Origin of the sequence: Corallococcus caeni, assembly GCF_036245865.1 — a bacterium.
GTDB lineage: Bacteria > Myxococcota > Myxococcia > Myxococcales > Myxococcaceae > Corallococcus > Corallococcus caeni.
Genome location: NZ_BTTW01000002.1, coordinates 760552 through 780390, shown reverse-complemented (window position 1 = coordinate 780390; position 19839 = coordinate 760552). Strand labels below are relative to the sequence as shown.

Annotated in this window: 18 protein-coding genes; 8 read left to right on the top strand and 10 right to left on the bottom strand. The window is 71.2% G+C overall.

The annotated features are described in order from the left end of the window. Positions 1-24: 24 nt before the first annotated feature. From modC to modA, 3 genes are read right to left on the bottom strand one after another with little or no spacing between them, the layout of a single operon-like run. The gene (gene modC, locus AABA78_RS11325) at positions 25-1095 is read right to left on the bottom strand and encodes a molybdenum ABC transporter ATP-binding protein (protein WP_338262967.1); all 1071 of its coding nucleotides are present in this window, start codon (positions 1093-1095) and stop codon (positions 25-27) included. Continuing rightward, complete coding sequence (gene modB, locus AABA78_RS11320) at positions 1095-1772, bottom strand: molybdate ABC transporter permease subunit (RefSeq protein WP_338262966.1); 678 nt, start codon at positions 1770-1772, stop codon at positions 1095-1097. Before modB ends, modC begins: the two co-directional genes overlap by 1 nt. Further along, positions 1772-2563 carry a molybdate ABC transporter substrate-binding protein gene (modA, locus tag AABA78_RS11315; protein WP_338262965.1) on the bottom strand — a complete coding sequence of 264 codons (792 nt, stop codon included), beginning with the start codon at positions 2561-2563 and terminating at the stop codon, positions 1772-1774. Before modA ends, modB begins: the two co-directional genes overlap by 1 nt. A gap of 72 nt (positions 2564-2635) precedes the next feature. Between modA and AABA78_RS11310 the strand changes: the two genes are divergently transcribed. Further along, positions 2636-3130, top strand: coding sequence for a MarR family winged helix-turn-helix transcriptional regulator (locus AABA78_RS11310; protein ID WP_338262964.1), 495 nt, complete (start codon positions 2636-2638; stop codon positions 3128-3130). Between the two features lie 4 nt (positions 3131-3134). On the opposite strand, the gene AABA78_RS11305 is transcribed toward AABA78_RS11310, so the two are convergent. Continuing rightward, complete coding sequence (locus tag AABA78_RS11305) at positions 3135-3767, bottom strand: YdcF family protein (RefSeq protein WP_338262963.1); 633 nt, start codon at positions 3765-3767, stop codon at positions 3135-3137. 221 nt (positions 3768-3988) lie between these two features. On the opposite strand from AABA78_RS11305, the gene AABA78_RS11300 reads away from it, so the two are divergent. Then, the gene (locus tag AABA78_RS11300; protein WP_171417578.1) at positions 3989-4555 is read left to right on the top strand and encodes a hypothetical protein; all 567 of its coding nucleotides are present in this window, start codon (positions 3989-3991) and stop codon (positions 4553-4555) included. 15 nt (positions 4556-4570) lie between these two features. On the opposite strand, the gene AABA78_RS11295 is transcribed toward AABA78_RS11300, so the two are convergent. The 3 genes from AABA78_RS11295 to AABA78_RS11285 all read right to left on the bottom strand — a co-directional run bounded on the left by AABA78_RS11295 (position 4571) and on the right by AABA78_RS11285 (position 6991). Beyond that, complete coding sequence (locus tag AABA78_RS11295; RefSeq protein WP_338262962.1) at positions 4571-5407, bottom strand: endonuclease/exonuclease/phosphatase family protein; 837 nt, start codon at positions 5405-5407, stop codon at positions 4571-4573. Between the two features lie 146 nt (positions 5408-5553). Further along, complete coding sequence (locus tag AABA78_RS11290) at positions 5554-6177, bottom strand: MXAN_6652 family MXYO-CTERM-anchored protein (RefSeq protein ID WP_338262961.1); 624 nt, start codon at positions 6175-6177, stop codon at positions 5554-5556. Between the two features lie 118 nt (positions 6178-6295). Continuing rightward, positions 6296-6991, bottom strand: a complete 696-nt coding sequence (locus tag AABA78_RS11285; RefSeq protein WP_338262960.1) for a DUF4336 domain-containing protein — start codon at positions 6989-6991, stop codon at positions 6296-6298. Between the two features lie 127 nt (positions 6992-7118). Between AABA78_RS11285 and proS the strand changes: the two genes are divergently transcribed. Next, positions 7119-8552, top strand: a complete 1434-nt coding sequence (gene proS, locus AABA78_RS11280; protein ID WP_338262959.1) for a proline--tRNA ligase — start codon at positions 7119-7121, stop codon at positions 8550-8552. A 67-nt stretch (positions 8553-8619) separates the two neighbouring features. Here proS and AABA78_RS11275 read toward each other — a convergent pair whose 3' ends face one another. Next, positions 8620-9861, bottom strand: a complete 1242-nt coding sequence (locus tag AABA78_RS11275) for an adenylate/guanylate cyclase domain-containing protein (RefSeq protein WP_338262958.1) — start codon at positions 9859-9861, stop codon at positions 8620-8622. A 70-nt stretch (positions 9862-9931) separates the two neighbouring features. Between AABA78_RS11275 and AABA78_RS11270 the strand changes: the two genes are divergently transcribed. From AABA78_RS11270 to AABA78_RS11260, 3 genes are read left to right on the top strand one after another with little or no spacing between them, the layout of a single operon-like run. Continuing rightward, entirely contained in the window at positions 9932-10474 is a 543-nt protein-coding gene (locus AABA78_RS11270) for a metal-dependent hydrolase (RefSeq protein ID WP_338262957.1), read from the top strand. Positions 10475-10501: 27 nt separating this feature from the next. After that, positions 10502-11083, top strand: coding sequence for an RNA 2',3'-cyclic phosphodiesterase (gene thpR / locus AABA78_RS11265; protein WP_338262956.1), 582 nt, complete (start codon positions 10502-10504; stop codon positions 11081-11083). Then, complete coding sequence (locus tag AABA78_RS11260) at positions 11080-11985, top strand: LysR family transcriptional regulator (protein WP_338262955.1); 906 nt, start codon at positions 11080-11082, stop codon at positions 11983-11985. Before thpR ends, AABA78_RS11260 begins: the two co-directional genes overlap by 4 nt. Positions 11986-12015: 30 nt before the next feature. Here the strand turns inward: AABA78_RS11260 and AABA78_RS11255 are convergent, their stop codons facing one another. Next, entirely contained in the window at positions 12016-14211 is a 2196-nt protein-coding gene (locus AABA78_RS11255; protein WP_338262954.1) for a PhnD/SsuA/transferrin family substrate-binding protein, read from the bottom strand. A gap of 275 nt (positions 14212-14486) precedes the next feature. Between AABA78_RS11255 and AABA78_RS11250 the strand changes: the two genes are divergently transcribed. Further along, positions 14487-15128, top strand: coding sequence for a YiiX/YebB-like N1pC/P60 family cysteine hydrolase (locus tag AABA78_RS11250; RefSeq protein WP_338262953.1), 642 nt, complete (start codon positions 14487-14489; stop codon positions 15126-15128). Between the two features lie 78 nt (positions 15129-15206). After that, positions 15207-17306: a MopE-related protein gene (locus tag AABA78_RS11245; RefSeq protein WP_338262952.1), complete on the top strand. Its 2100-nt coding sequence runs from the start codon at positions 15207-15209 to the stop codon at positions 17304-17306. A gap of 55 nt (positions 17307-17361) precedes the next feature. On the opposite strand, the gene AABA78_RS11240 is transcribed toward AABA78_RS11245, so the two are convergent. Then, positions 17362-19785: a WD40/YVTN/BNR-like repeat-containing protein gene (locus AABA78_RS11240; RefSeq protein ID WP_338262951.1), complete on the bottom strand. Its 2424-nt coding sequence runs from the start codon at positions 19783-19785 to the stop codon at positions 17362-17364. Positions 19786-19839 lie beyond the last annotated feature (54 nt).

Below are 19839 nucleotides of genomic sequence, written 5' to 3'. Positions count from 1 at the left end.
CTTCGGTAACTTTCCTGAAGGGGATTAGGAAGCCCTGCCCGCTAGGCGACGGCAGGCGGAGGACTTCACCGCGAGGTACACGCACAGGCCCGGTGTGATGGACAGCTCGCGCACGGCGGCGTGCGTGAGGCGGACCACCCAGTGGATGCCCGCGACGTCCACGTGGGTCGCGCACTCCCCTGCTCCCGCGTCCTCCAGCTTCGTCACGGTGCCTTCGAGCACGTTGCGCGCGGAGACGCCGGTGAGGGGTCCGGTGGACAGGAGGATGTCCTCGGCCGGCACGGCATAGGCGGCGCGGGTGCCGTGAGGCAGCTCCGGCGCATCCGGCACCCAGAGTGAAAGGCCTTCCGTGATGCGCAGCCGCGTGCCTCCGGACTCGGGATGTTCCAGCGCGCCTTCGAGGATGTTCTCCTCGGGCTCACCGGTGAGCAGGCCGCGCGCCACCGTGCCCAGCACCGTGTCCGCGGGGCCCACGGCCTTCACGGCGCCGCCATCCAGCAGCAGGGCCTCGCGGGCCAGGGCCCGTGCTTCGCCGAGCTGATGGGTGACGTACAGCAGGGGCACGCGGGCCTCGTCGCGCACGCGCAAGAGATACGGCAGCACGCGTTCCTTCAACGCGACGTCCAGCGCGGCCAGGGGTTCGTCCAGCAGCAGCAGCGCGGGGTTGGTGGCGAGCGCCCGCGCCAGGGCGACCCGTTGCTTCTCGCCTCCGGACAGCGTCACCGGGTAGCGGTGCAGCAGCGGCTCCAGCTCCAGCAGGTGCACGGCTTCGTCCACACGCGATGGCCGTCCGGCGCGCACGCCGAAGCGCACGTTCTGTCCGGCGGTGAGGTGCGGGAAGAGCAAGGCGTCCTGAGGCACGTAGCCCATGCGCCGGGACTCGGGAGGCACGTCGATACGGGAGGCCGTGTCGAGGAGCACGCGGCCATCCAGCACCACACGTCCGGAGGCGCCCCGTCGAAGGCCCGCGAGCACCTCCAGCAGCGACGTCTTGCCGGAGCCGGAGCGTCCCAGCACCGCCACCGACGCGGACGTGAAACGTGCCTCGACCTCCAGCGTGAAGCGCGCCAGGGGCAGCCGCAGCGACAGCTCCATCACGCGAGCCCCCGGGCCCCGCGCCGCCGCGTCACCACTTCCGTCACGTACATGGCCCCGAACGCGAGCACCACCGCCACGCCCGCGAGCTTCAGCGCCTCCGCGTCCTGCCCCACCTGCGTGCGCTGGAAGATGGCCAGGGACAGCGTCTGCGTGCGTCCTGGAATGTTGCCCGCCACCAGCACCGTCGCGCCGAACTCACCCAGTGCCCGCGAGAACGCGAGCAGCGCGCCCGTGAGCACCCCGCGCCACGCCAGCGGCAACGTCACCCGGAAGAAGGCCCGCGTGCGCGTGTCCCCCAGCGTGCGCGCCACCGCCACCAGCCGTGGATCCACTTCCTCGAAGCCCGCGCGCGCGGAGCGCACCAGCAGGGGGAACGCCATCACCGCGCTCGCCAGCACCACCGCCTTCGGTGTGAACACCACCTCCACGCCCATCGCATCCAGCAGCCGGCCCAGCACCGAGTCCCGCGCGAGCAACTCCAGCAGCACCAGACCCACCGCCGTCGGAGGCAGCACCAGCGGCAGGGCCAGCACCGTCTCCACCACGCCCCGCCCCGGCCCCTTCCAACGCGCGAGCGCGTACGCCGCCGCGACGCCCGGCACCAGGATGAGCGCCGTGGACAGGGCCGCCACCGCGACCGTGAACAGCACCAGCCCTGTCAGTCCTTCATCCATCACGGCGAGGGATGCCCCTTGCCCGCATCCGGTGACTCGGCCTTCGCCGCGCTCGCGTCCAGGAAGCCCAGGCGACGGAACTCCTTCCGCGCGCCTTCCGTCTGGAGGAAGCGCACGAACGCGAGCCCCGCTTCAGGCGCCTTGCCCCGCGTCAGCGCCGCCGCCGGATACACGATGCGCGGCGCGTCCGCCTCCGGCACCGTGAACACCACCCTCACCTTCTTCGAGCCCACCGCGTCCGTCGCGTACACCACGCCCGCGTCCGCCCTCCCCGCCTCCACCGCCGCCAGCGCGGCCCGCACGTCCACTGCCGGCACCACTCGCGGCGCCACGTCCGCCCACACGCCCGCCTTCGTCAGCCACGCCTTCGCGTACACGCCCGCTGGCACTGCCGCCGGCTCCGCCAGCACCACCCGCTTGAGCCCCTTCAGGTCCGCCGGCCCGGCGACCTTCGCCATGGAGCCCACCGGCACCACCACCACCAGCCGGTTGGACAGCAGGTCCACACGCGAGCCCGCCTGCACGAGCCCCGCCCGGTCGACCACGTCCAGCTTCGCCTCGTCCGCGGAGAGGAAGGCATCCGCCGGAGCCCCCGCCACCACCTGACGTGACAGGTCGCTCGACGCGCCGAACGCGAACCGCACCCGGTGCCCCGACGCCTGCTGGAACGCGGGCGCGAGCGCCTGGAGCGCATCCGTCGTGCTCGCCGCCGCGAACACCAGCACCTCCTCCGCTCGCGCCGACGACACCGACACCCACGCCAGCAACAGCCCCCACCATGCACGTCGCATCGCACGCACCTCCGGGTGTCCTTCGCAGCCTACAAGTTGACCCGCACGCACCTCGCCGCTAATGAATACTCTGTGTCACGGAATATCCATAAAGAGGATGAAGCGCTCTCGAAGGACGTCGACCGCATCCAGGAGTTGATGTTCTCGCTGGGCCGTCGCCGTTCGCTCCGTGATCCCATCGCCAGCACCTGCGAGCAGCTCCAGTTCACGCCGCCCCAGGTGCACGCCCTGCTGTGGCTGGGCCTGGATGGCTCGCTCACCATGGGCGAGCTGGCCAAGCGACTGGGCGTCACCGAGAAGACCGTCACCGGCGTCGTGGACCGGCTGGAACGTGAAGGCCACCTGCAACGCGAACGCGGAGAGACCGACCGACGCGTCGTGCGCTGCCGGCTCACCGACAAGGGAAAGCAGACCTTCGCCAAGCTCGACCGCTCCATGCACCGCGCGATGGGCGTCGTCATGGGCATGCTCGACCCCGAGGACCGCCAGGCCCTCTTCCGCGTCCTGGAGAAGGTGCTCCTCAAGCTGGACACCCCCGCGCCGGAAGCCCCCGCGTCGGGCACCTGAAGCCTCAGCGCCCGCCCGGTGCCCGCGCCAGCAGGAGGCGCGGGTGCAGCAGCAGCGCGAACGCCTCGCGCACCGTCCAGTACGCCCGGTCCCACGCGCGCATCCGCCCGGCGATGCGCGCCGGACTGGTGGCCACCTCCAGCCCTTCGCGCCGGAAGCACTGGCGCGCGCGCAGCAGGTGATACGGGTCGGAGACCACCACCACGCGGCGCGCCCCGCGCTCCCGCAGCAGCCGCGCGCTGAACCGCGCGTTGCCTTGCGTGGAGTGGCTGTCCTCCTCCAGCACGCACGCGGACGCGGGCACGCCCGCCGCCACCGCCAGCTCGCGCATCACGCGCGCCTCGGACGGTGGATGGGCGCCCGCTCCGCCGGACAGCAGCAGCCACGGCGCCACGCCCCGGTGGTAGAGCGCCACCGCCTGCTCCACGCGCGCCACCAGCGCACCGGACGGCACACCGCCCGGCAGCACCCGCGCGCCCAGCACCACCAGCGCGTCCGCGCCACCCACGTGCTCGCGCCGGCCGAAGCGGTCCACCCACCACGCGAGCCCGAACACACCGCCCGTGAGCACGCCCGCGCACAGGAGCAGCGCCCGGCGCGCACGACCGGGTCTGGGAAGGAGGGCAAGGGGCCGCACCGTCGGGAACCTAGTCCTGCACCGGACATCCCGCCGCCCCGGATACACCTTCAGTGAAGCACTGTGTCCGCGATAACAGGTTTCACCGTGTTGGGCCCGACGGACGACCCGGTGAATTGTCACGATGCGTATCGCCCGGGAGGGGGGCTCGGAGACACAATGCGAAAGACACCCGGCCGGGGTCCGCGGCGAACCCGGAGCGGCCGGTGGGAGGCATACGGATGGATGTCAAAGGCGTCGCATTCCTGGCACGGCAGACCATGATGGTGCAGGCCTTCGGCGAACCGGCATGGAAGGCCTTCGTCGCGGAGCAGGCGAAGCGGGACCCCATCTTCGGACAGCTCATCATGCCCGTGTCGCGCATCCCGGCGGATGCCTTCCTGCGCTTCAACGAGGCCATGACCCAGCGCTTCTACGGCGGCGACACCAAGGCCTACTGGCAATACGGCATCAAGTCCGCCGAGTACGCGCTGAGCCAGGGCCAGCTCAAGACGATGTTCGGCAAGGACGACTTCCGCCGCTTCGCCCTCTTCACCCCCGGCATCTGGAAGGGCTACTTCACCGAGGGCGACCTGACCGCGCAGCTGCAGGGCGACACCGTGGAGCTGCGCATCACCGGCGTGCCCCGGCCGCACGTCTACTTCGAGCTCGCCGTGATGGGCTTCGCCGCCGGAGGCCTCGCGTACCTGAGCGGCCGCAAGGAGATCCACCACGAGGTCCTCAAGGGCTTCAGCAAGGGGGACCTGGAGGTCCTCTACCGCTTCACCCTGCCCACCGCGGCCCCGTAGCAGGCCCGGAAGGACTCAGCGCTCCGCGGCGGCCGTGACGGCGGGCGCCGCGCCCGCGGGGGCCACGACGACGGGCGCGGCGGCGGGCTGGAGCCGCAGGTCCGCCACCACGGGGTAATGGTCGGACACGCCCACGCGCAGCACGCGCGTGGACACCGGGGTGAACGCGCCACACGCCATCACGTAGTCGATGCGCAAGGACGGCAGGAACAGCGGCATCGGGTAGGTGCCCTTCCCGTCGGAGCGGGTGGCGCGCGCCACGTCCTGGAGCTGGCGGCGCAACAGGCGCACCGGACGCGAGTCCGGGTCGTCGTTCAGGTCGCCCATCAGGAGCCGGGGCCGGGAGTCCTTCGCCAACAACTGGGAGATGAAGACGCTCTGGCGCACGCGCGCCGCGCCGTTGAAGGGCCGGCGGATGAGGTGCGTGGCGTAGACGCTCACCTCGCGCCCGTCCACGTCCAGCACGGCGTGCGCCAGCGTGCGCGGCTCCGCGCCCTTCGGCGTGGGCAGCGGGTACTGCGCCAGCGACGCCAGCGGGTAGCGCGAGAGGAGCGCGATGCCGTACGCGCCGCCGTACAGCCGCGTGGTGCCGAAGTGCGCGCGGTACTTCAGGCCGGTGAGCGCCGACAGCCGCTCCACCTGGTCCTCGCCGTGCGCGCGCGTGGAGCCCACGTCCACCTCCTGCAGCGCGACGACGTCCGGGCCCTCCTGGCGGATGACGTCCGCCACCCCCTCCAGGCCCCCGAGGCCGGACTGGATGTTGAAGGTCATCACCCGCAGGGCGCCCGCGTCACGCGCGGGCCTGGGCGCCGCGGCGACGGGCGTGGTGCCCGAGGACAGGGTGGGACGCATCGCGGAACCGGAGGCACAGGCCAGCGATCCCGCGACGAACAATGCGGTCAGGAGGGGGCTTGGTCGCATCAAGGGGGGCGATGGTAGGCCGCCCGCCCTCGCGCTGTCGTCCCACCCCCCGGGCACGGCCGGAGGGCAGCCGGGCGTCAGCCCTGCGCGTTCTTCCGGCGGCGGCGCGCGGCCAGCGCCACGAACACGGCGATGAGCGCCGCCGGCGCGCCGCTGGTGGCCACGGAGCAGCCGCCCTTGTCCTCCTCCATGGGGACGGGGTCGGTGCCGCCGGTGACGACGACGTCCAGCGTCGCGTTGGCGTGCGAGTCGCCCGTGGACTCGGCGTTGCCGTTCACGGAGTTGCCCGCGGCGTAGACCTTGTAGGTGCCGTTGGTGGCCGGGGCCACCAGCGAGAAGTCGAAGCGCGCGGAGCCGCTGGTGAAGGCCTTGGGCAGCGAGTGCGTCAGCTCACCGTTCAGCAGCTTCGTGCCCGAGCCCGCGGTCAGCGTCGCGCCGTCCGTGGCCACGTTCATGCCCGCCTTCACGCCGGGGCCGCCCGTGATGACCAGCGAGTACTGACCCGTCTGGCCCGCCGTCAGCGCCGTGGGCCCTTCCAGCGTCACGGTGGGGGTGCTCGCCCCGCCGCCGTGGCAGCCGGACGCGGTGCAGGACACGCTCTGCTTGCCGCTGCGCCCGCTGATGCCGGTGGAGTTGGCGAACGCGGAGCCCGCGACGAGGCACACCGCGACCGCGCCCACGGACGAAAGAATGGACCGCATGGAACGAACCTCCTGGGGGGAATTCAGGAAAGACAAGGAGGTTCCCTTCTAGCGCAGCGCGGCGTGGAGTGCAGCAGGCGACACTGCCCCGTGACGCGGGGGCTGGGTGTACCGCGCCCTACAGCCAGGTGAAGGCGTCGTGGAGCGCCTTGTGGCCGCCGTGCTCCAGCACCTGGCCGTGGCAGACGACGACGCGCTCCACGTCCCACCTCAGCGCACGCTGGAGCGCGGCGCGCGCGGCCTCCCGGTCCTTCGTGAACAGGCGCAGGAAGCGCGGGGCCGCGAACCGCCCCAGGACGCCGTCCAGCCACAGGTACGCGCGCAGCTTCCAGCCCACCGCGCGCGGATAGTGGAAGGCCAGGTCGGTGACGAGGAGCGTGCGGCTGGGGCGGTGGAAGAAGAGGAACTCGTTGAGCTGGGGCATGCCGCGCACGTGCATCTGGTCCAGCACGGGGGCCCAGGCGGGGTCGGGCGTGTCCTCCAGCTCCTGGTCGATTCTGAGCGCCGGCTGCTTCGCGCGCAGCCCTGCGGGCGCCACCACCCGGGCGTCGGGGAAGGCCGCGGCCCAGTCCGGCAGGTGCAGGTGGTGGAAGAGGTTGGGGGCGACGAGGAAGCGCACCTTCCCCAGGGCCTCCACGGCGGCCCTCCGCTCCGGCGTGAAGGCGACGGGCGAGTGCACCCACAGCCCGCCGTCCGGCAGGCGGAGGACCGTCATCCGGCCCCCTACGGGGACGCCGAAGAGGGAGAAGGGGGCTTCGAACACGAAGACGTCGTCGGCGAGCCCGTGGGGCGCGGCGTCAGGGGGCGTAGGCATGGCGGGTCCTTCTCCAAGCACGGGCGGCGTTCCGGGGACGAGTCTGGCCTCGGTCCGGCGTTGATTTCCGGAACATCCCATCGTAGGCAACCCCCCTCTTTCCATCCCCAAGCAAGGTGCCCAGCACATGGCCGAGAAGCTCACGCCCCGCGAGAAGGGCTTTTCCGAGTGGTACGTCGACCTGGTCCAGAAGGCGAAGCTCGCCGACTACTCGGACGTGAAGGGCTGCATGGTCATCCGCCCCAACGGCTACGCGCTGTGGGAGAACATCCAGCGGACGATGGACAAGATGTTCAAGGACACGGGCGTGAAGAACGCCTACTTCCCACTGCTCATCCCGGAGAGCTTCCTCAAGAAGGAGGCCGAGCACGTGGAGGGCTTCAACCCGCAGCTGGCGGTCGTCACGCACGCGGGTGGCCAGAAGCTGGAGGAGCCGTACGTCATCCGGCCCACGTCCGAGACCATCATCAACCGCAGCTTCTCCAAGTGGATCCAGAGCTACCGGGACCTGCCGCTCTTGGTGAACCAGTGGGCCAACGTGATGCGCTGGGAGATGCGCACGCGCCTGTTCCTGCGCACCACGGAGTTCCTCTGGCAGGAGGGCCACACCTGCCATGAGACGGAGGCGGACGCGGAGGAGCGCACGCTGCAGATGCTGGAGGTCTACCGCACGTTCGCGGAGGACTACATGGCCATGCCCGTGCTGCCGGGGCGCAAGTCGGAGTCGGAGAAGTTCGCCGGCGCGCTGCGCACGTACAGCATCGAAGCCATGATGCAGGACAAGAAGGCGCTCCAGGCGGGCACCAGCCACAACCTGGGCCAGAACTTCGCCAAGGCCTTCGACACCACGTTCCAGGGCCGCGACGGCAAGGTGCACTACGTGTGGCAGACGTCGTGGGGCTCCTCCACGCGCCTCATCGGCGGGCTCATCCTCACGCACTCGGATGACGCGGGCCTCGTGGTGCCGCCGAAGATCGCCGCCACGCACGTGGTCATCATCCCCATCGCGGGCAAGGCGACGGACGCGGAGAAGACGCAGGTGATGGAGAAGTCGCACGCGCTGGCCGCGGACCTGCGCAAGGCGGGCCTGGGCGTGGTGGTGGACGACGACGAAACGAAGGGCCCGGGCTTCAAGTACAACGAGCACGAGCTCATCGGCACGTGTCTGCGCATCGAGCTGGGGCCCAAGGACCTGGCCAAGGGCTCTTGCGTGATGGTGCGCCGCGACCTGCGCCAGAAGGAGTTCGTGTCGCTGGACGAGGCCGCCGCCAAGGCCCAGACGATGCTGGACCAGATGCAGAAGGACCTGTTCCAGAAGGCGAAGGACTTCCGCGACTCGCACACCTTCGAGGTCAACTCCTACGAGGAGCTGAAGGCGCGCGCGGAGGACGGCTTCCTCTTGGCGCACTGGGACGGCGACCCGAAGACGGAGGCGCGCATCAAGGAGGAGACGGGCCTCACCACCCGCTGCCGCCCGTTCAGCCTCAAGCAGGAGCCGGGCAAGTGCGTGATGACCGGCAACCCGTCGCAGGGCCGCATCGTGTTCTCCAAGGCGTACTGAGCCTTCCCGGAGCGCAACACCCGCGGGGCTGGGAGGCGACTCCCGGCCCCGCTGTCTTTTGAGCCCGTCAGCTCGCGGCGAGCAGGCTCCGCTTGCGGGGCAGGAAGGTGGCCACGGGCTCCGGCTTGCCCGCGACGGGCAGCGGGGCGGCGGCCTCGAAGTCGAAGCTGTCCTGGCAGCGCTCGCGCGTGGCGTGGGAGACGAGCACCGGGGCGCCGACCTTCTTCGTCAGGCCCTCGATGCGGCTGGCCAGGTTCACCGCGTCGCCGATGACGGTGTACTCGCGGCGCTGCTCGCTGCCCACCGCGCCCACCACCACGCGGCCGGTGTGCACGCCCACGCCGATGCTCAGCGGGAACTCGCCCCGGGCGGCGCGCTCCTGGTTGAGCGTGTCCAGCGCCTCCAGCATGGCCAGCGCGCACGACACGGCGGCGGCCGGGTGGCCGGGCTGGTCCAGGGGCGCGCCGAAGTACGCGAGGATGCCGTCGCCCATGAACTTGTCGAGCGTGCCGCCGTGGCGGAACACCACCTCCACCATGCGCGACAGGTACTCGTTGAGCAGCGCCACCACCTGGGGGCTCTCCATCCGGTCCGACAGCGTGGTGAAGCCGCGGATGTCGGAGACGAGCAGCGTCACCTCGCGGTGCTCGCCCGCCTCGCCGTCGGTGCCCTTCTCCGAGATGCGCCGCGCGACCTCCGGGGAGAAGAAGCGCCCCAGCCGCTCGCGCTGCATCTCCTCGCGCACCACGTCCGTGACGAGCCCCATCACCGTGCGGCTGATGAAGAAGGCCACGGACGACGCGAGCACCATCACCAGCACCATGCCGGGCAGGAACTGGGAGGGCTCCAGGCCCGCGCTCAGGGTGAGCAGGGCCACCGCGACGATGCCCAGCGCCGTGGCCCCCGCGACGATGAGCCGCGACAGCGTCACCATGGACACGATGACCACCAGCACCAGGTACACGCCCATGGTGAGCAGCGCGGTGGGCACGCCGTTGGCGGTGGCCGGGATGGCCTGCGCCTGGAGGAAGTAGATGAGCGGCATGTCCAGCAGCGCCACGCCCAGCGCGGGCCGCCGCAGCAGGTACGGCACCCGGCGCGCCGCCGCCCACGACAGGGCCGCGAGCGCGATGTAGGCCCCCAGCACGCCGCGCGACACGCTCCAGTCGTCCGCCATGGCCAGCAGCAGCCACGCCGTGGTGGCGCCGACGCGCGTCATGTTGAGCCACGAGCCGACGTCGGCCCGCCACTCCTCCAGACGCCGTTGCAGGGTGGCTTCGATACGAGCGCGTGAGAACAGGAACCGCATGTCTCAACGGAGGCTACCCCACGGAAGGGGGCCCTCTCCAGGCAGCCCCCGCTGCGTTAGGGTCCCGCGCATGGCGAGCATCGGGCACGTGGCCGTGGGCATGGCGTTGGGACGTTACGAGACCGGCGCGGCGGTGCCCTGGCGCCGGCGGCTGGCGGTGATGGGGTTCCTGTCGCTGATGGCCCTCCTGCCGGACGCGGACGTGGTGGCGTTCGCGCTGCGCATCCCCTACGCGGCGACGTGGGGGCACCGCGGTGCGTCGCACTCGTTCGTCTTCGCGGCGGGGGTGGCGCTCGCGGTGGCGGCGCTGGCCCGGTGGAAGGGGGAGCCCGCCACGCGCTGGGGCCTGCTGACGCTCGCGGCGGTGGCCAGCCACGGCATCCTGGACACGCTCACGGACGGCGGGCTGGGCGCGGCCCTCTTCTGGCCCTTCTCCCACGCGCGCGTCTTCGCCCCGCTGCGGCCGCTGCCGGTGGCGCCCATCGGCGCGGGCATGCTGTCCGCGCGAGGCCTGTACGTGAGCGGCGTGGAGTTCCTCGTGTTCCTGCCCGCCTGGCTGTACGCGCTGTGGCCCCGGAAGGCGCGCGCGGCCCGGAGCGTCCAGGTTCCCTGAGGCCGGTTCGCAAGGAGGAGCATCGCGATGCGCCTGTTCACCGCCGTGACGCTGGGAGACGCCCTCACCGCTGAAACCGGGCGGGGCATCGAGCGCCTGCGCGCCCTCGCGCCGGACGCGAAGTGGGTGCGGGCGGAGGGCGTGCACCTGACGCTGCTGTTCCTGGGAGACGTGGACGACGGCCGCCTGCCGGAGCTGCGCGACGCGCTGGAGCCGGTGGGGCTGTACCACGCGCCCTTCGTGCTGTCGGTGGCGGGGGGCGGGACGTTCGGTCCGCCCTCCCACCCGCGCGTGCTCTGGGCGGACGTGCGCGGGGACACCGCCGCGCTGAAGGCGCTCCAGGCGGACGTGGCCCGCGCGCTGGAGCCGCTGGGCTTCACGTCCGAGCACCCCGAGTACACCGCGCACCTGACGCTGGCCCGCGCCAGGCCGCCGCGCGGAGACCCGGCCCTGGCGGCGTGCGCGCGCGAGCTGCAAGGCGCTGCATGGAGTTCCTGGGGCGAGGGGCGCGTGGACCGGCTGGTGCTGTTCGAGAGCACGCGCGGCCACTACGTGCCCCGGGTGGAGGTGCCGCTCATCGCCGCCGGGGAAGGCGGTCCTCGCGAATGAACCCGGCGCCCTTCCCGCAGCTCCAGGTGTTCCTCGCCGTGGCGCGGCTCGCCAGCTTCAGCGCCGCGGCGCGCGAGCTGGGCGTCTCCACCTCCGCGGTGAGCCAGGCGGTGCGCCAGCTGGAGGAGCAGCTGCGCGTCGTGCTCTTCACGCGGACCACGCGCAGCGTGGCGCTGACGGACGCGGGGCGGCGGCTGGTGGAGGGCGCGGGCCCGGCCATGAGCCAGGCGCTCACCGCCCTCTCCGAGGCGTCCGCCCAGCCGGGAGAGGCGGTGGGCCGGCTGCGGCTGTCCGTGCCCCAGATGGCGGTGCCCTTCATGATCAAGCCGGTGCTGCCCACCTTCCACGAACGCCACCCGCGCGTGGAGGTGGAGGTCGCCGTCGAGGAGCGCTTCGTGGACATCGTGGCCGAGGGCTACGACGCGGGCGTGCGGCTGAGCGAGGCCATCGAGCGCGACATGGTGCAGGTGCGCCTCACAGACGCGTTCCGCTTCGTGGTGGTGGGCTCGCCGGCCTACCTGGAGAAGCACGGCACGCCCCAGAAGCCCGAGGACCTGCTGCGCCACGAGTGCATCACCTTCCGCTCCCGGAGCACCGGCAACCTCTACGCCTGGGAGCTCGAGCGCGGGCGCAGGAACTGGCGCGTCCCGGTGCGCGGGGGCGTGGTCAGCAACGACAACGCGCTGAGCACGGCCCTGGCGGAGACAGGCCTGGGGCTCGCGTACGCCTTCGAGCCCGCGGTGAAGGAGCAGCTCCGCGACGGGCGGCTGGTGGCGGTGCTGGAGGCCTACGCGCCCACGGTCCCCGGCTTCTTCCTCTACTACCCCAACCGCGCCCAGCGCTCGACGCCGCTGCGCCTCTTCGTGGAGGTGGCGAAGCAGTTGGCCTTGAAGTCACTGTGAGCCTCTTCCCGGTACCGCGCGCGCCCTCTTTCAGCAGGCGCGCAGGGACTCCGCCACGGGCACGGCCGCCGGCAGCGTGACGGTGAGCAGCGTGCCCCGGCCCTCGCGGCTCTCCGCGCGCAGCGTGCCGCCCAGCCCGGTGACGATGGTGTGGCTCACGGACAGGCCCAGGCCGGTGCTGTTGGGGCGCGCGGTGGCGAAGGGCTCGAAGATGTGCGCGAGCGCGTCCTGGGTCAGGCCCTTGCCGGAGTCCTGCACCTCCACCACCACCTCGCCGTCCTCGCTGGTGTAGGCCGCCACGCGCAGCACGTTGTGCGCGGAGTCCTGGGTGTCCATCTGCTGCAGGGCATTGAGCAGCAGGTTGAGGAAGAGCTGGGTGAGGCGCGCCTCGTCCGCGTCCACCGTGGGCATGTCGTGGAAGTCCCGCTCCAGCCGCGCGCGGTGCTGCAGCTCGCCGCGCAGCAGCTTGAGCGCGTTCTCCAGCACCGGCTGCACGGCCACGCGGGCGCGGTGCTCCGGCGGCTTGCGCGACAGCGTGCGCAGGTCCTGCACGATGTGCTTGAGCCGGGTGGCGCCCTCCACCGTCTCGCCCAGCGCCTCCAGCATGTCCTCCAGGTCCGCGCGCGGCACCGGCTCGCCGTCGAGCAACGGCTGCTTCAGCCGGTCCATCTCCTCGCGGATGAACGAGAGGTTCGCCAGCACGAAGGCCAGTGGGTTGTTCATCTCATGGCCCACCGCCGCCGCGAGCGACCCCAGCGCGGACAGCCGGTCCGCCTGGAACAGCCGCGCCTCCATCTGCTTGCGCAGCGTCACGTCGCGCGCGAACACGCGCAGGCCCGGCGGGTCCCACAGCTGCGCGACGGTGAGCTCCCAGTAGCGGCCGTCCAGGTGCACCGTGGGCGCGGGCTCTCCCGGGGGCGAGCCCCGCCACGCCCAGGTGAGCGCCGCGTGCACCAGCGGGTGCTCCGGGCCCTTCTCCACCAGGTCCTGGAAGGCCGCGTGGGTGGCGGGGTTCGCGTACCGCAGCTCCCCGTCCATGCCCAGCTCCAGCAGCGGCTCCGGGTGCAGCAGCGGGAACGACGCCAGCCGGTACAGGGGGTCTTCCAGCGCGCGCAGGCCGCTCACGTCGCGCACCAGCAGGCCCAGCCGCACGCCCGTGTCCTCCGGCGAGGGCTCGCAGGGCGTGATCTCCGCCGCGTAGACGCGCTCGTCGCCGTTCACGTTGAGCCGGTACTCCAGCCGTCCGTCGGAGCCGCCCCGGAGGACGGCCTGGAGCAGGGACATGAGCGGCTTGCTCGCCGCGGTGCCCAGGGTCTCCTCCAGCTTGCGCCCCTCCGCGCCGCGCACATCCAGGCCGAAGGCCCGGCCGGACGGGGACCACAGCCGGAGGCAGCGCCCTTCCGCGTCCAGCTCGCCCGCCAGGTACTCCGCGCCCGACGAGGGGCGCGGGCTGGACACGGGCGCGCCTGGCCCGGGCGAGCGCACGAAGCCCTCCACCCGGAAGGGGCCCATGAGCATCTCCAGGCCCGCGCCGTCGGTGTTCATCCGGGTGAGGACGGAGATGAGCGCCTGCGCGTCCGCTTCCGGCAGCCTCTTGGTGAGGATGAGGCCGTCAGCGAGCGTGGAGATGGTGAAGAGGAACGGCATGAGCCGCGGTGCGTCCGCGCCCAGGTACGACGTCAGCGTGGCGCGCATGGCGTGCGCGTCCGAGTGGTTGCTGAAGAGCGCGCACAGGTCGGACTCGCCCCGCAGCACCGCGTCCAGCGCCTTGCGGTAGGTGCCCAGGAAGCGCTGCTCGGAGAAGAGCGTGTCGGGGCGCAGGCCCAGCGACTCCAGGTGGCGCACGGGCAGCAGGTGCCCGCCGGTGGAGCGCGGCGCCACCCACGCCACGCGCTTGCCCGACAGCGTCTCCAGCGTCAGCGGCTCGTCCGCGCGACAGATGAAGGCGGAGTGGTAGTGCCAGCTGCCTGAACGCACCGCGCGCAGCACCGCGCGCGCCTGCGGCTCGAAGGCGTTGCACTGCTCGGCGGTGCCCCAGGCCATCTCCACGCGGCCGGCCGCGAGCTCCGCCTCCAGGAACTCGTAGGTGGGCGCCATGGACATCACCACCGGGCGGCCCATGCGCTCCGACAGCGCCCGCGCGAACAGCTCCACGCGCACGTGCTCACGTATCTCGCCCAGGGACGGATAGAGCAGGCAACGGATGGGCGAGTTCGATGCGGTCACGACGAGTTCCTCCGATGGATCCCCCTCTGCCGCGAGCCCGGAAAGCCGGATCGCGGGTGCTCCCTACCTACCTTAAAATTTACGACATTGCCACACTATTCTTGAATCACTGCAATAAGTAGGTTCCCCAGGTTTACCACGTTCTGACCCTGGGTCGGGAGGGACCAGGGTGTACGGTGTGTGAAATCCGGCTCGAAGGGGGATGGCACCGGGGGTGCACTGGGGGTGGGTGGACGGATGCAACCCCTGGAAGGGACGTGTGGATGAGCGGGAGCGTGAGAGGACCGTGGCCCCTGGCCCTCGTGCTGGTGGGGGTGACGTGGCTGCTGGCCCGCGGTTCGGAGGCGGCGCCGCGCGGGGCGGAGGCCGTGGCGGCGAAGGTGCGGACGGGGGACGTGGTGTTCCAGACGTCGGGATCACGCCAGTCGAAGCCCATCCAGGTGGCCACGCACAGCCCGCTGTCGCACGTGGGGCTGGTGGAGGTGACGCCGGAGGGGGTGTTCGTGGTGGAGGCCGTGCAGCCGGTGAAGCGCACGCCCTTCGCGCGGTGGAAGGCGCGCGGCGTGAAGGGGCGGCTCCTGGTGATGCGGCCGCGGGGGGTGGACGACGCGGCGAAGGCGCGCGCGGTGGCGGAGGCGAAGCGGCACCTGGGCAAGCCGTACGACGCGCTCTTCGGGTGGGGGGACGAGGCGATGTACTGCTCGGAGCTGGTGCGCAAGGCGTACGCGGCGGGGGCCGGCGTGGAGTACGGCAGGATGGAGCGGCTGGGGGACCTGGACGTGGCGGGACTGAAGCGCGAGATCGCCGAGCGCTACCGGGGTCCGGTGCCGGTGGACCTGGAGCTGGTGACGCCGGCGAGCCTGGCGGCGGATGCTCGGCTGGCGGTGGTGTATTCGGATTTCGAGCAGGCGCGCTGAGGCCGCGTCATCCCCTGAGGATTCAAGAGGCGGCCAGGGACTCACACGTGGGGGGAAGGGCCGGTAGGATGGGCGCCCATGAAACGCCTTCTACTGCTGCTGCCGCTGTGGGCCCTCGCGGGCTGTAAGGATCCCCAGGACGGGGTGAAGGTCACGGTCACGTATGGCCAGTTCGTTCCGGGCTGCGTGCGGGTCACGGCCACGGACAAAGCCAGCGGGGACACGCGCTCCACGGACGTCGCGGTCCGGGAGAAGAAGCCCGCGCCCAACAGCCAGATCGTGGTGGGCGTGCTGCTGCCGGAGACGTGGGGACCGGACATCACGGTGGATGCGTACGGTTACGAAGCGGTCCCGCAGGACGGGACCTGCGTCGGCACCTACGTGACGAACCATCAGCAGGGACTCAATGTCCCGAAGGGCAGCACCAAGGACGGCAAGCCCGCGGAGCTGACGCTGAAGGCGGAAGCCGCGGACGTGGACGGGGATGGTTACGTCAGCGACAAGTCTGGCGGCTCGGACTGCGATGACAGTCGCGGGAGTGCGTTCCCGGGCGCGCCCAAGCGCTGCGACGTCGTCGACAACGACTGCAACGACGTCCCGGATGCGCAGGAACTGGGCATCAATGCGACCTGCACCGGCCAGACCGGCTGCCCCGGTACTGTCGTCTGCAACATGGCAACAGGCGCGGCTGTCTGTAACAGCCTGGATCCCCTGATGGCCTGGGCCGACGAGGACGGGGACAAGCACGGCGACAAGAACCTGCAGGCCATCGCCGTCTGCGCGGCCACGCTTCCGACGAACCGCATCCCTACGTCCGCGCCCCATGACGACTGCGACGACAGCAGAAGCAACGTCAATCCGCAGGCTGCCGAAATCTGCGATGGCCTCGACAACAACTGCGATGGCCCTTCGGACAACCTGCCGCCACAGGACTGCACGACGCCCGACAGTCAGTGCGCCGGTCTGGTGGCGTGCGCCAACACCTCCGGAGGTACGAAGTGCGAACCGAAGAACCCAGTCCCCACCTGGCATGCCGACGAGGATGGTGACACCCAGGGAAGTTCCACCGTTTTCGTTGCCACCTGCCTGGCGCCCCCGGCTGGCTACATCCAGGACGGCCGGGACTGCGACGACGGCAATCCCTTCCGGTATATGGGAGCAGCCGAACTCTGCGATGAGCAGGACAACGACTGCGACACGATCGTCGACAATCCCGAGCTTCCGGTCTGCGCGGCCGCTCCTCAGTGGGCCACACAGAAGGTAGGCCTCACCAACCCCGAGCAGATCTGGAACGGCGTCTCTGTCTTCGGCAATGGAGGTGTCTGGATCGTGGGTGACAATTCGGCCCGCGCCGTGAAGAAGCCTGGCGTCATGGCCTTCGACTTCCATTCCGACAAGTGCACGGATGGAACCAGCCCCCAGCGACTTCTCAGTGTGTGGGCCCACCCGACGACGGGGGACGCCTACATTGGACGGGACTCCGGGCAACTCATCTACCAGACCCAGGACAGCACGACCTGCACGCCCAGGACATCCGTGACCCCGGGGGATACCGACGTGACGGGCCTGATGGGCTTCGCCGATGCAGGGGGGGTCAAGGTCTTTGGTGCAGGCGTGAAAGGCGACCTCGCGCACGGAAGAACGCTGGTGTGGGATGGCGGAACCGCCAGCGTGAGCGCGCCCCAGGTCAACGGCACGCCGCTCTACGCCATCCATGGCACGTCGGAGGCATTGCTCTTCGCGGTAGGAGCCAAGAACGGAAAGTCAGCCATCCTTCGCTACAAGCCCACTCCCACGCCCGCCTCCTGGGCTGATGAGACGGGGGTCCCCGACATCGGCGTCCTGAGGGCAGTGCATGTCGTCAACGGCAAGCTGGCCTATGCCGTGAGCAACGACAGCAAGGTGCTGAAGTGGGATGGCACCGGATGGTCGATCGTGACGGGAGTGCCAGTCCCCACCGGAACCCCGAAGGCCTTCTCCGGCGTCTGGGCGTTCGGCAGCAATTCCATCTACATCACCGCCGAGGATGGCTCTCTGTTGCGGTTCAACGGCAATAACTGGTCCGTGTCACCACTGGGTGGCGGAAGCCTGTATGGGATTGCTGGAACCCGGCCAGATGACCTCTGGCTGGTCGGTCGGTTCAGCAACGTCTTCCATTATCCGGCCGCGCCCCAGTAGCCCCTGAAGCACAGGGCCGGACTTCCACCGTGGAAGTCCGGCCCGTGTCACCGCCTCAGCGCTTCACCCGCAGGACCTGGAACCCCTTCCCTCCGGTTCCGAAGCCCATCAGGTTCTCCGCGCGCACCACCAGGTCGCCGTTGGGCAGCACGCCCCAGACCTCCGCCCGGGCCAGGGACGTGCTCCCGGCCCGCTCGAACCTCCGGGCCTCCGTCCACGTCACGCCGTCCGTGCTCGTGAACAACCGCGCGTACACGTCCGACGCGGGCTGCACGTCCCCCACGTCCGCCCTCGCCGTTCCCATGACGAAGCCGCCTCCCGCCAGCGCGTCCAGCGAGTACGCCGGGCCTGGCAACGTCATCAGCGCGTCCACCCTTCCGCTCGCGTACACGCGCAGGAGCTTCGGGTGCTCCGGCTCGTAGAGCGTGGACTGCCCCATGAGCAGCTCCCCTCCGGACAACACCGCCCCCGTCACCGCGTTGGCCGCGTAGCCGCCCATCACCTTCGTCCACGTGCGGCCCCCGTCCGTGGAGCGCACCACCGCCGCCTGCGTGCTGCTGCTGCCGAAGGTGGCCCACAACACGCTCCGCGCCGGGTCCGCGTGCAGCGCCGTGCCGTGCCGGTGGTCCTGGAACGTGGCCCGCACCGCCCACGTCGCCCCGCCGTCCGTGCTCGCCCACAGCCGCAGCGGCGTGCTCGCCGACGTGAACGTCTGGTACTCCAGGAAGAACACCGTGCCGCCCAGCTCCGCGAAGCTCGCGGGTGACATCGCGCGGTAGTTCCCCAGCGATGCAACGTCCACCCACGTCGCTCCGCCGTCCGTGGAGCGCTCCAGGTGGTAGCTGCCGCTGCGGCTCATCTGCGCCAGCAGCGTCCCGTCCTTCAGCGCCGCCATCACCCAGAACGACGCCCCGCCCACCCCCTGCCCTCTCGCGCTGAAGGTGCGCCCGCCATCCGTGCTGGCCCACAGCTTCGAGCGGCTCCCGTCCAGCGCCAGCGCGTACACCGTGCCCGCGCCGTCCACGGCCAGCACCTCGTGCGTCGTGTTCGTGAACACCGGCTCCAGCGTCACCGGCCCCTGCACCCCGCCATCCACCGGCGGCGTCCCCGCGTCCACGCCCCCATCTGTGCCCGCGCCACCGTCCGGCGTCCCCGCGTCCACGCCGCCGTCCGTGCCCGAGCCTCCGTCACTCGCGCCACCGCCGTCCGGCGTCCCCGCGTCCACGCCGCCATCCGGCACGCTCCCGCCATCCACGCCGCCGCCGCTCCCACCGTCCTGCCCGGAGCCGCCCCCTTCCGGCTGGCGCGGCAGGGCCACGCGCATCACCCGGCCGCTGGAGTTCGCGTCCACCGCGTCCCCGTAGAAACACGGCACCTCCGTGACGCTGTCCGGCAGCACGTCCAGCGCGCTCAGGTAGCCCTTGAAGCTCGTGCGGGAATCCAGCGTCACCGGGGCGCTGAACACGCCATCGCGCAGCACCCGCACCTGGACTTCGTAATCCGTGGCCGTCTGGAAGTGATTGTAGAAGACATACAGCGCCTCCCCGACGCGCGTGACCGCGGGCTGCAGCGCCCAGTCCGGCGTCCCCTCCACCAGGATGCGCGAGCCGAACGACGTCCCGTCGAAGCGCCGGTAGTACAGCCGCTCCGTCTCGTCCTTGTAGACCAGGTGGATGCCGCCCTTGCCGTCCTCCACCGCGCTCAGCGCCGCGCCGTGGTAGATGCCGTCGGAGAACGCGTCCCGCTGGGGCCCCCACGTGTCCACGGGGTCCGCGGCGTCGCGCACCCGCATCCGCGTCGGCTCGAAGCCGTCGTGCATGGCCCAGAAGAAGACCAGCTTCGACCCCACGCTGAGCAGCCGCCCCCCGCCCCGCTTCCGCGTCCGCCCCAGGTCCGGCTGTTTCTGGAAGCTGGCGCCGCCGTCGGTGGACACCGCCACCACCGCCGTGGCGCCGCCGTCCGACTCCAGCCGGAACGCCTGCACCCACAGCCGCCCCTTGGAATCCCGCGCCAGCAAGGCCCGCGAGTACGCCTGGGTGCTGTCCGCGTTGAACACCCGCACCGCCGGCTCCGGCGCCCAGGTGTCCCGCGCCTCGTCGTAGCGCCACCACTGGAAGTACACGTCGTGCCGCGACGACGCCGCCAGCGAGGGCCCCTCGTACGCGTAGACCATCGCCACGTCCCGCCCCACCGCCACCAGCTCCGCGCGGTCGTGGTGCGACGCATCCGGCTGGATGGCGGCCAGCTTCGTGAAGCTCTCGAAGCCGTCCTCGGAGCGGAAGAGGTTCAGCCCCTCGCCTTCCGCCCCCTGCTGCTGGATGGCCAGGAGCCACGTGGGCGCATGCCCGTTGCCCGTCTCAATCCGCACCGCATGCCGATGCGCCGGCAGCGTCAGGGCATTGCCCCCGCCAGCCGGCACCATGGGCACCCCACCCGCCGCCACCACCGTGGTCAGCAGGGCTCCCACCCAGGACATCATGTGATTGCGCCCCCTGTCGTATCCCCGCGCGAAAGGTAGGGACGCGGGAGCCGG

Bases quoted from the DNA above. Each gene is read 5' to 3' on its own strand.
- AABA78_RS11290 (WP_338262961.1), bottom strand. From the start codon at position 6,177: ATGCGGTCCATTCTTTCGTCCGTGGGCGCGGTCGCGGTGTGCCTCGTC.
- proS (WP_338262959.1), top strand. From the start codon at position 7,119: ATGGCCGAGAAGCTCACGCCCCGCGAGAAGGGCTTTTCCGAGTGGTAC.
- AABA78_RS11285 (WP_338262960.1), bottom strand. From the start codon at position 6,991: ATGCCTACGCCCCCTGACGCCGCGCCCCACGGGCTCGCCGACGACGTC.
- thpR (WP_338262956.1), top strand. From the start codon at position 10,502: ATGCGCCTGTTCACCGCCGTGACGCTGGGAGACGCCCTCACCGCTGAA.
- AABA78_RS11245 (WP_338262952.1), top strand. From the start codon at position 15,207: ATGAAACGCCTTCTACTGCTGCTGCCGCTGTGGGCCCTCGCGGGCTGT.
- AABA78_RS11240 (WP_338262951.1), bottom strand. From the start codon at position 19,785: ATGATGTCCTGGGTGGGAGCCCTGCTGACCACGGTGGTGGCGGCGGGT.
- AABA78_RS11270 (WP_338262957.1), top strand. From the start codon at position 9,932: ATGGCGAGCATCGGGCACGTGGCCGTGGGCATGGCGTTGGGACGTTAC.
- AABA78_RS11300 (WP_171417578.1), top strand. From the start codon at position 3,989: ATGGATGTCAAAGGCGTCGCATTCCTGGCACGGCAGACCATGATGGTG.
- AABA78_RS11275 (WP_338262958.1), bottom strand. From the start codon at position 9,861: ATGCGGTTCCTGTTCTCACGCGCTCGTATCGAAGCCACCCTGCAACGG.
- modC (WP_338262967.1), bottom strand. From the start codon at position 1,095: ATGGAGCTGTCGCTGCGGCTGCCCCTGGCGCGCTTCACGCTGGAGGTC.
- modA (WP_338262965.1), bottom strand. From the start codon at position 2,563: ATGCGACGTGCATGGTGGGGGCTGTTGCTGGCGTGGGTGTCGGTGTCG.
- AABA78_RS11295 (WP_338262962.1), bottom strand. From the start codon at position 5,407: ATGCGTCCCACCCTGTCCTCGGGCACCACGCCCGTCGCCGCGGCGCCC.
- modB (WP_338262966.1), bottom strand. From the start codon at position 1,772: ATGGATGAAGGACTGACAGGGCTGGTGCTGTTCACGGTCGCGGTGGCG.
- AABA78_RS11260 (WP_338262955.1), top strand. From the start codon at position 11,080: ATGAACCCGGCGCCCTTCCCGCAGCTCCAGGTGTTCCTCGCCGTGGCG.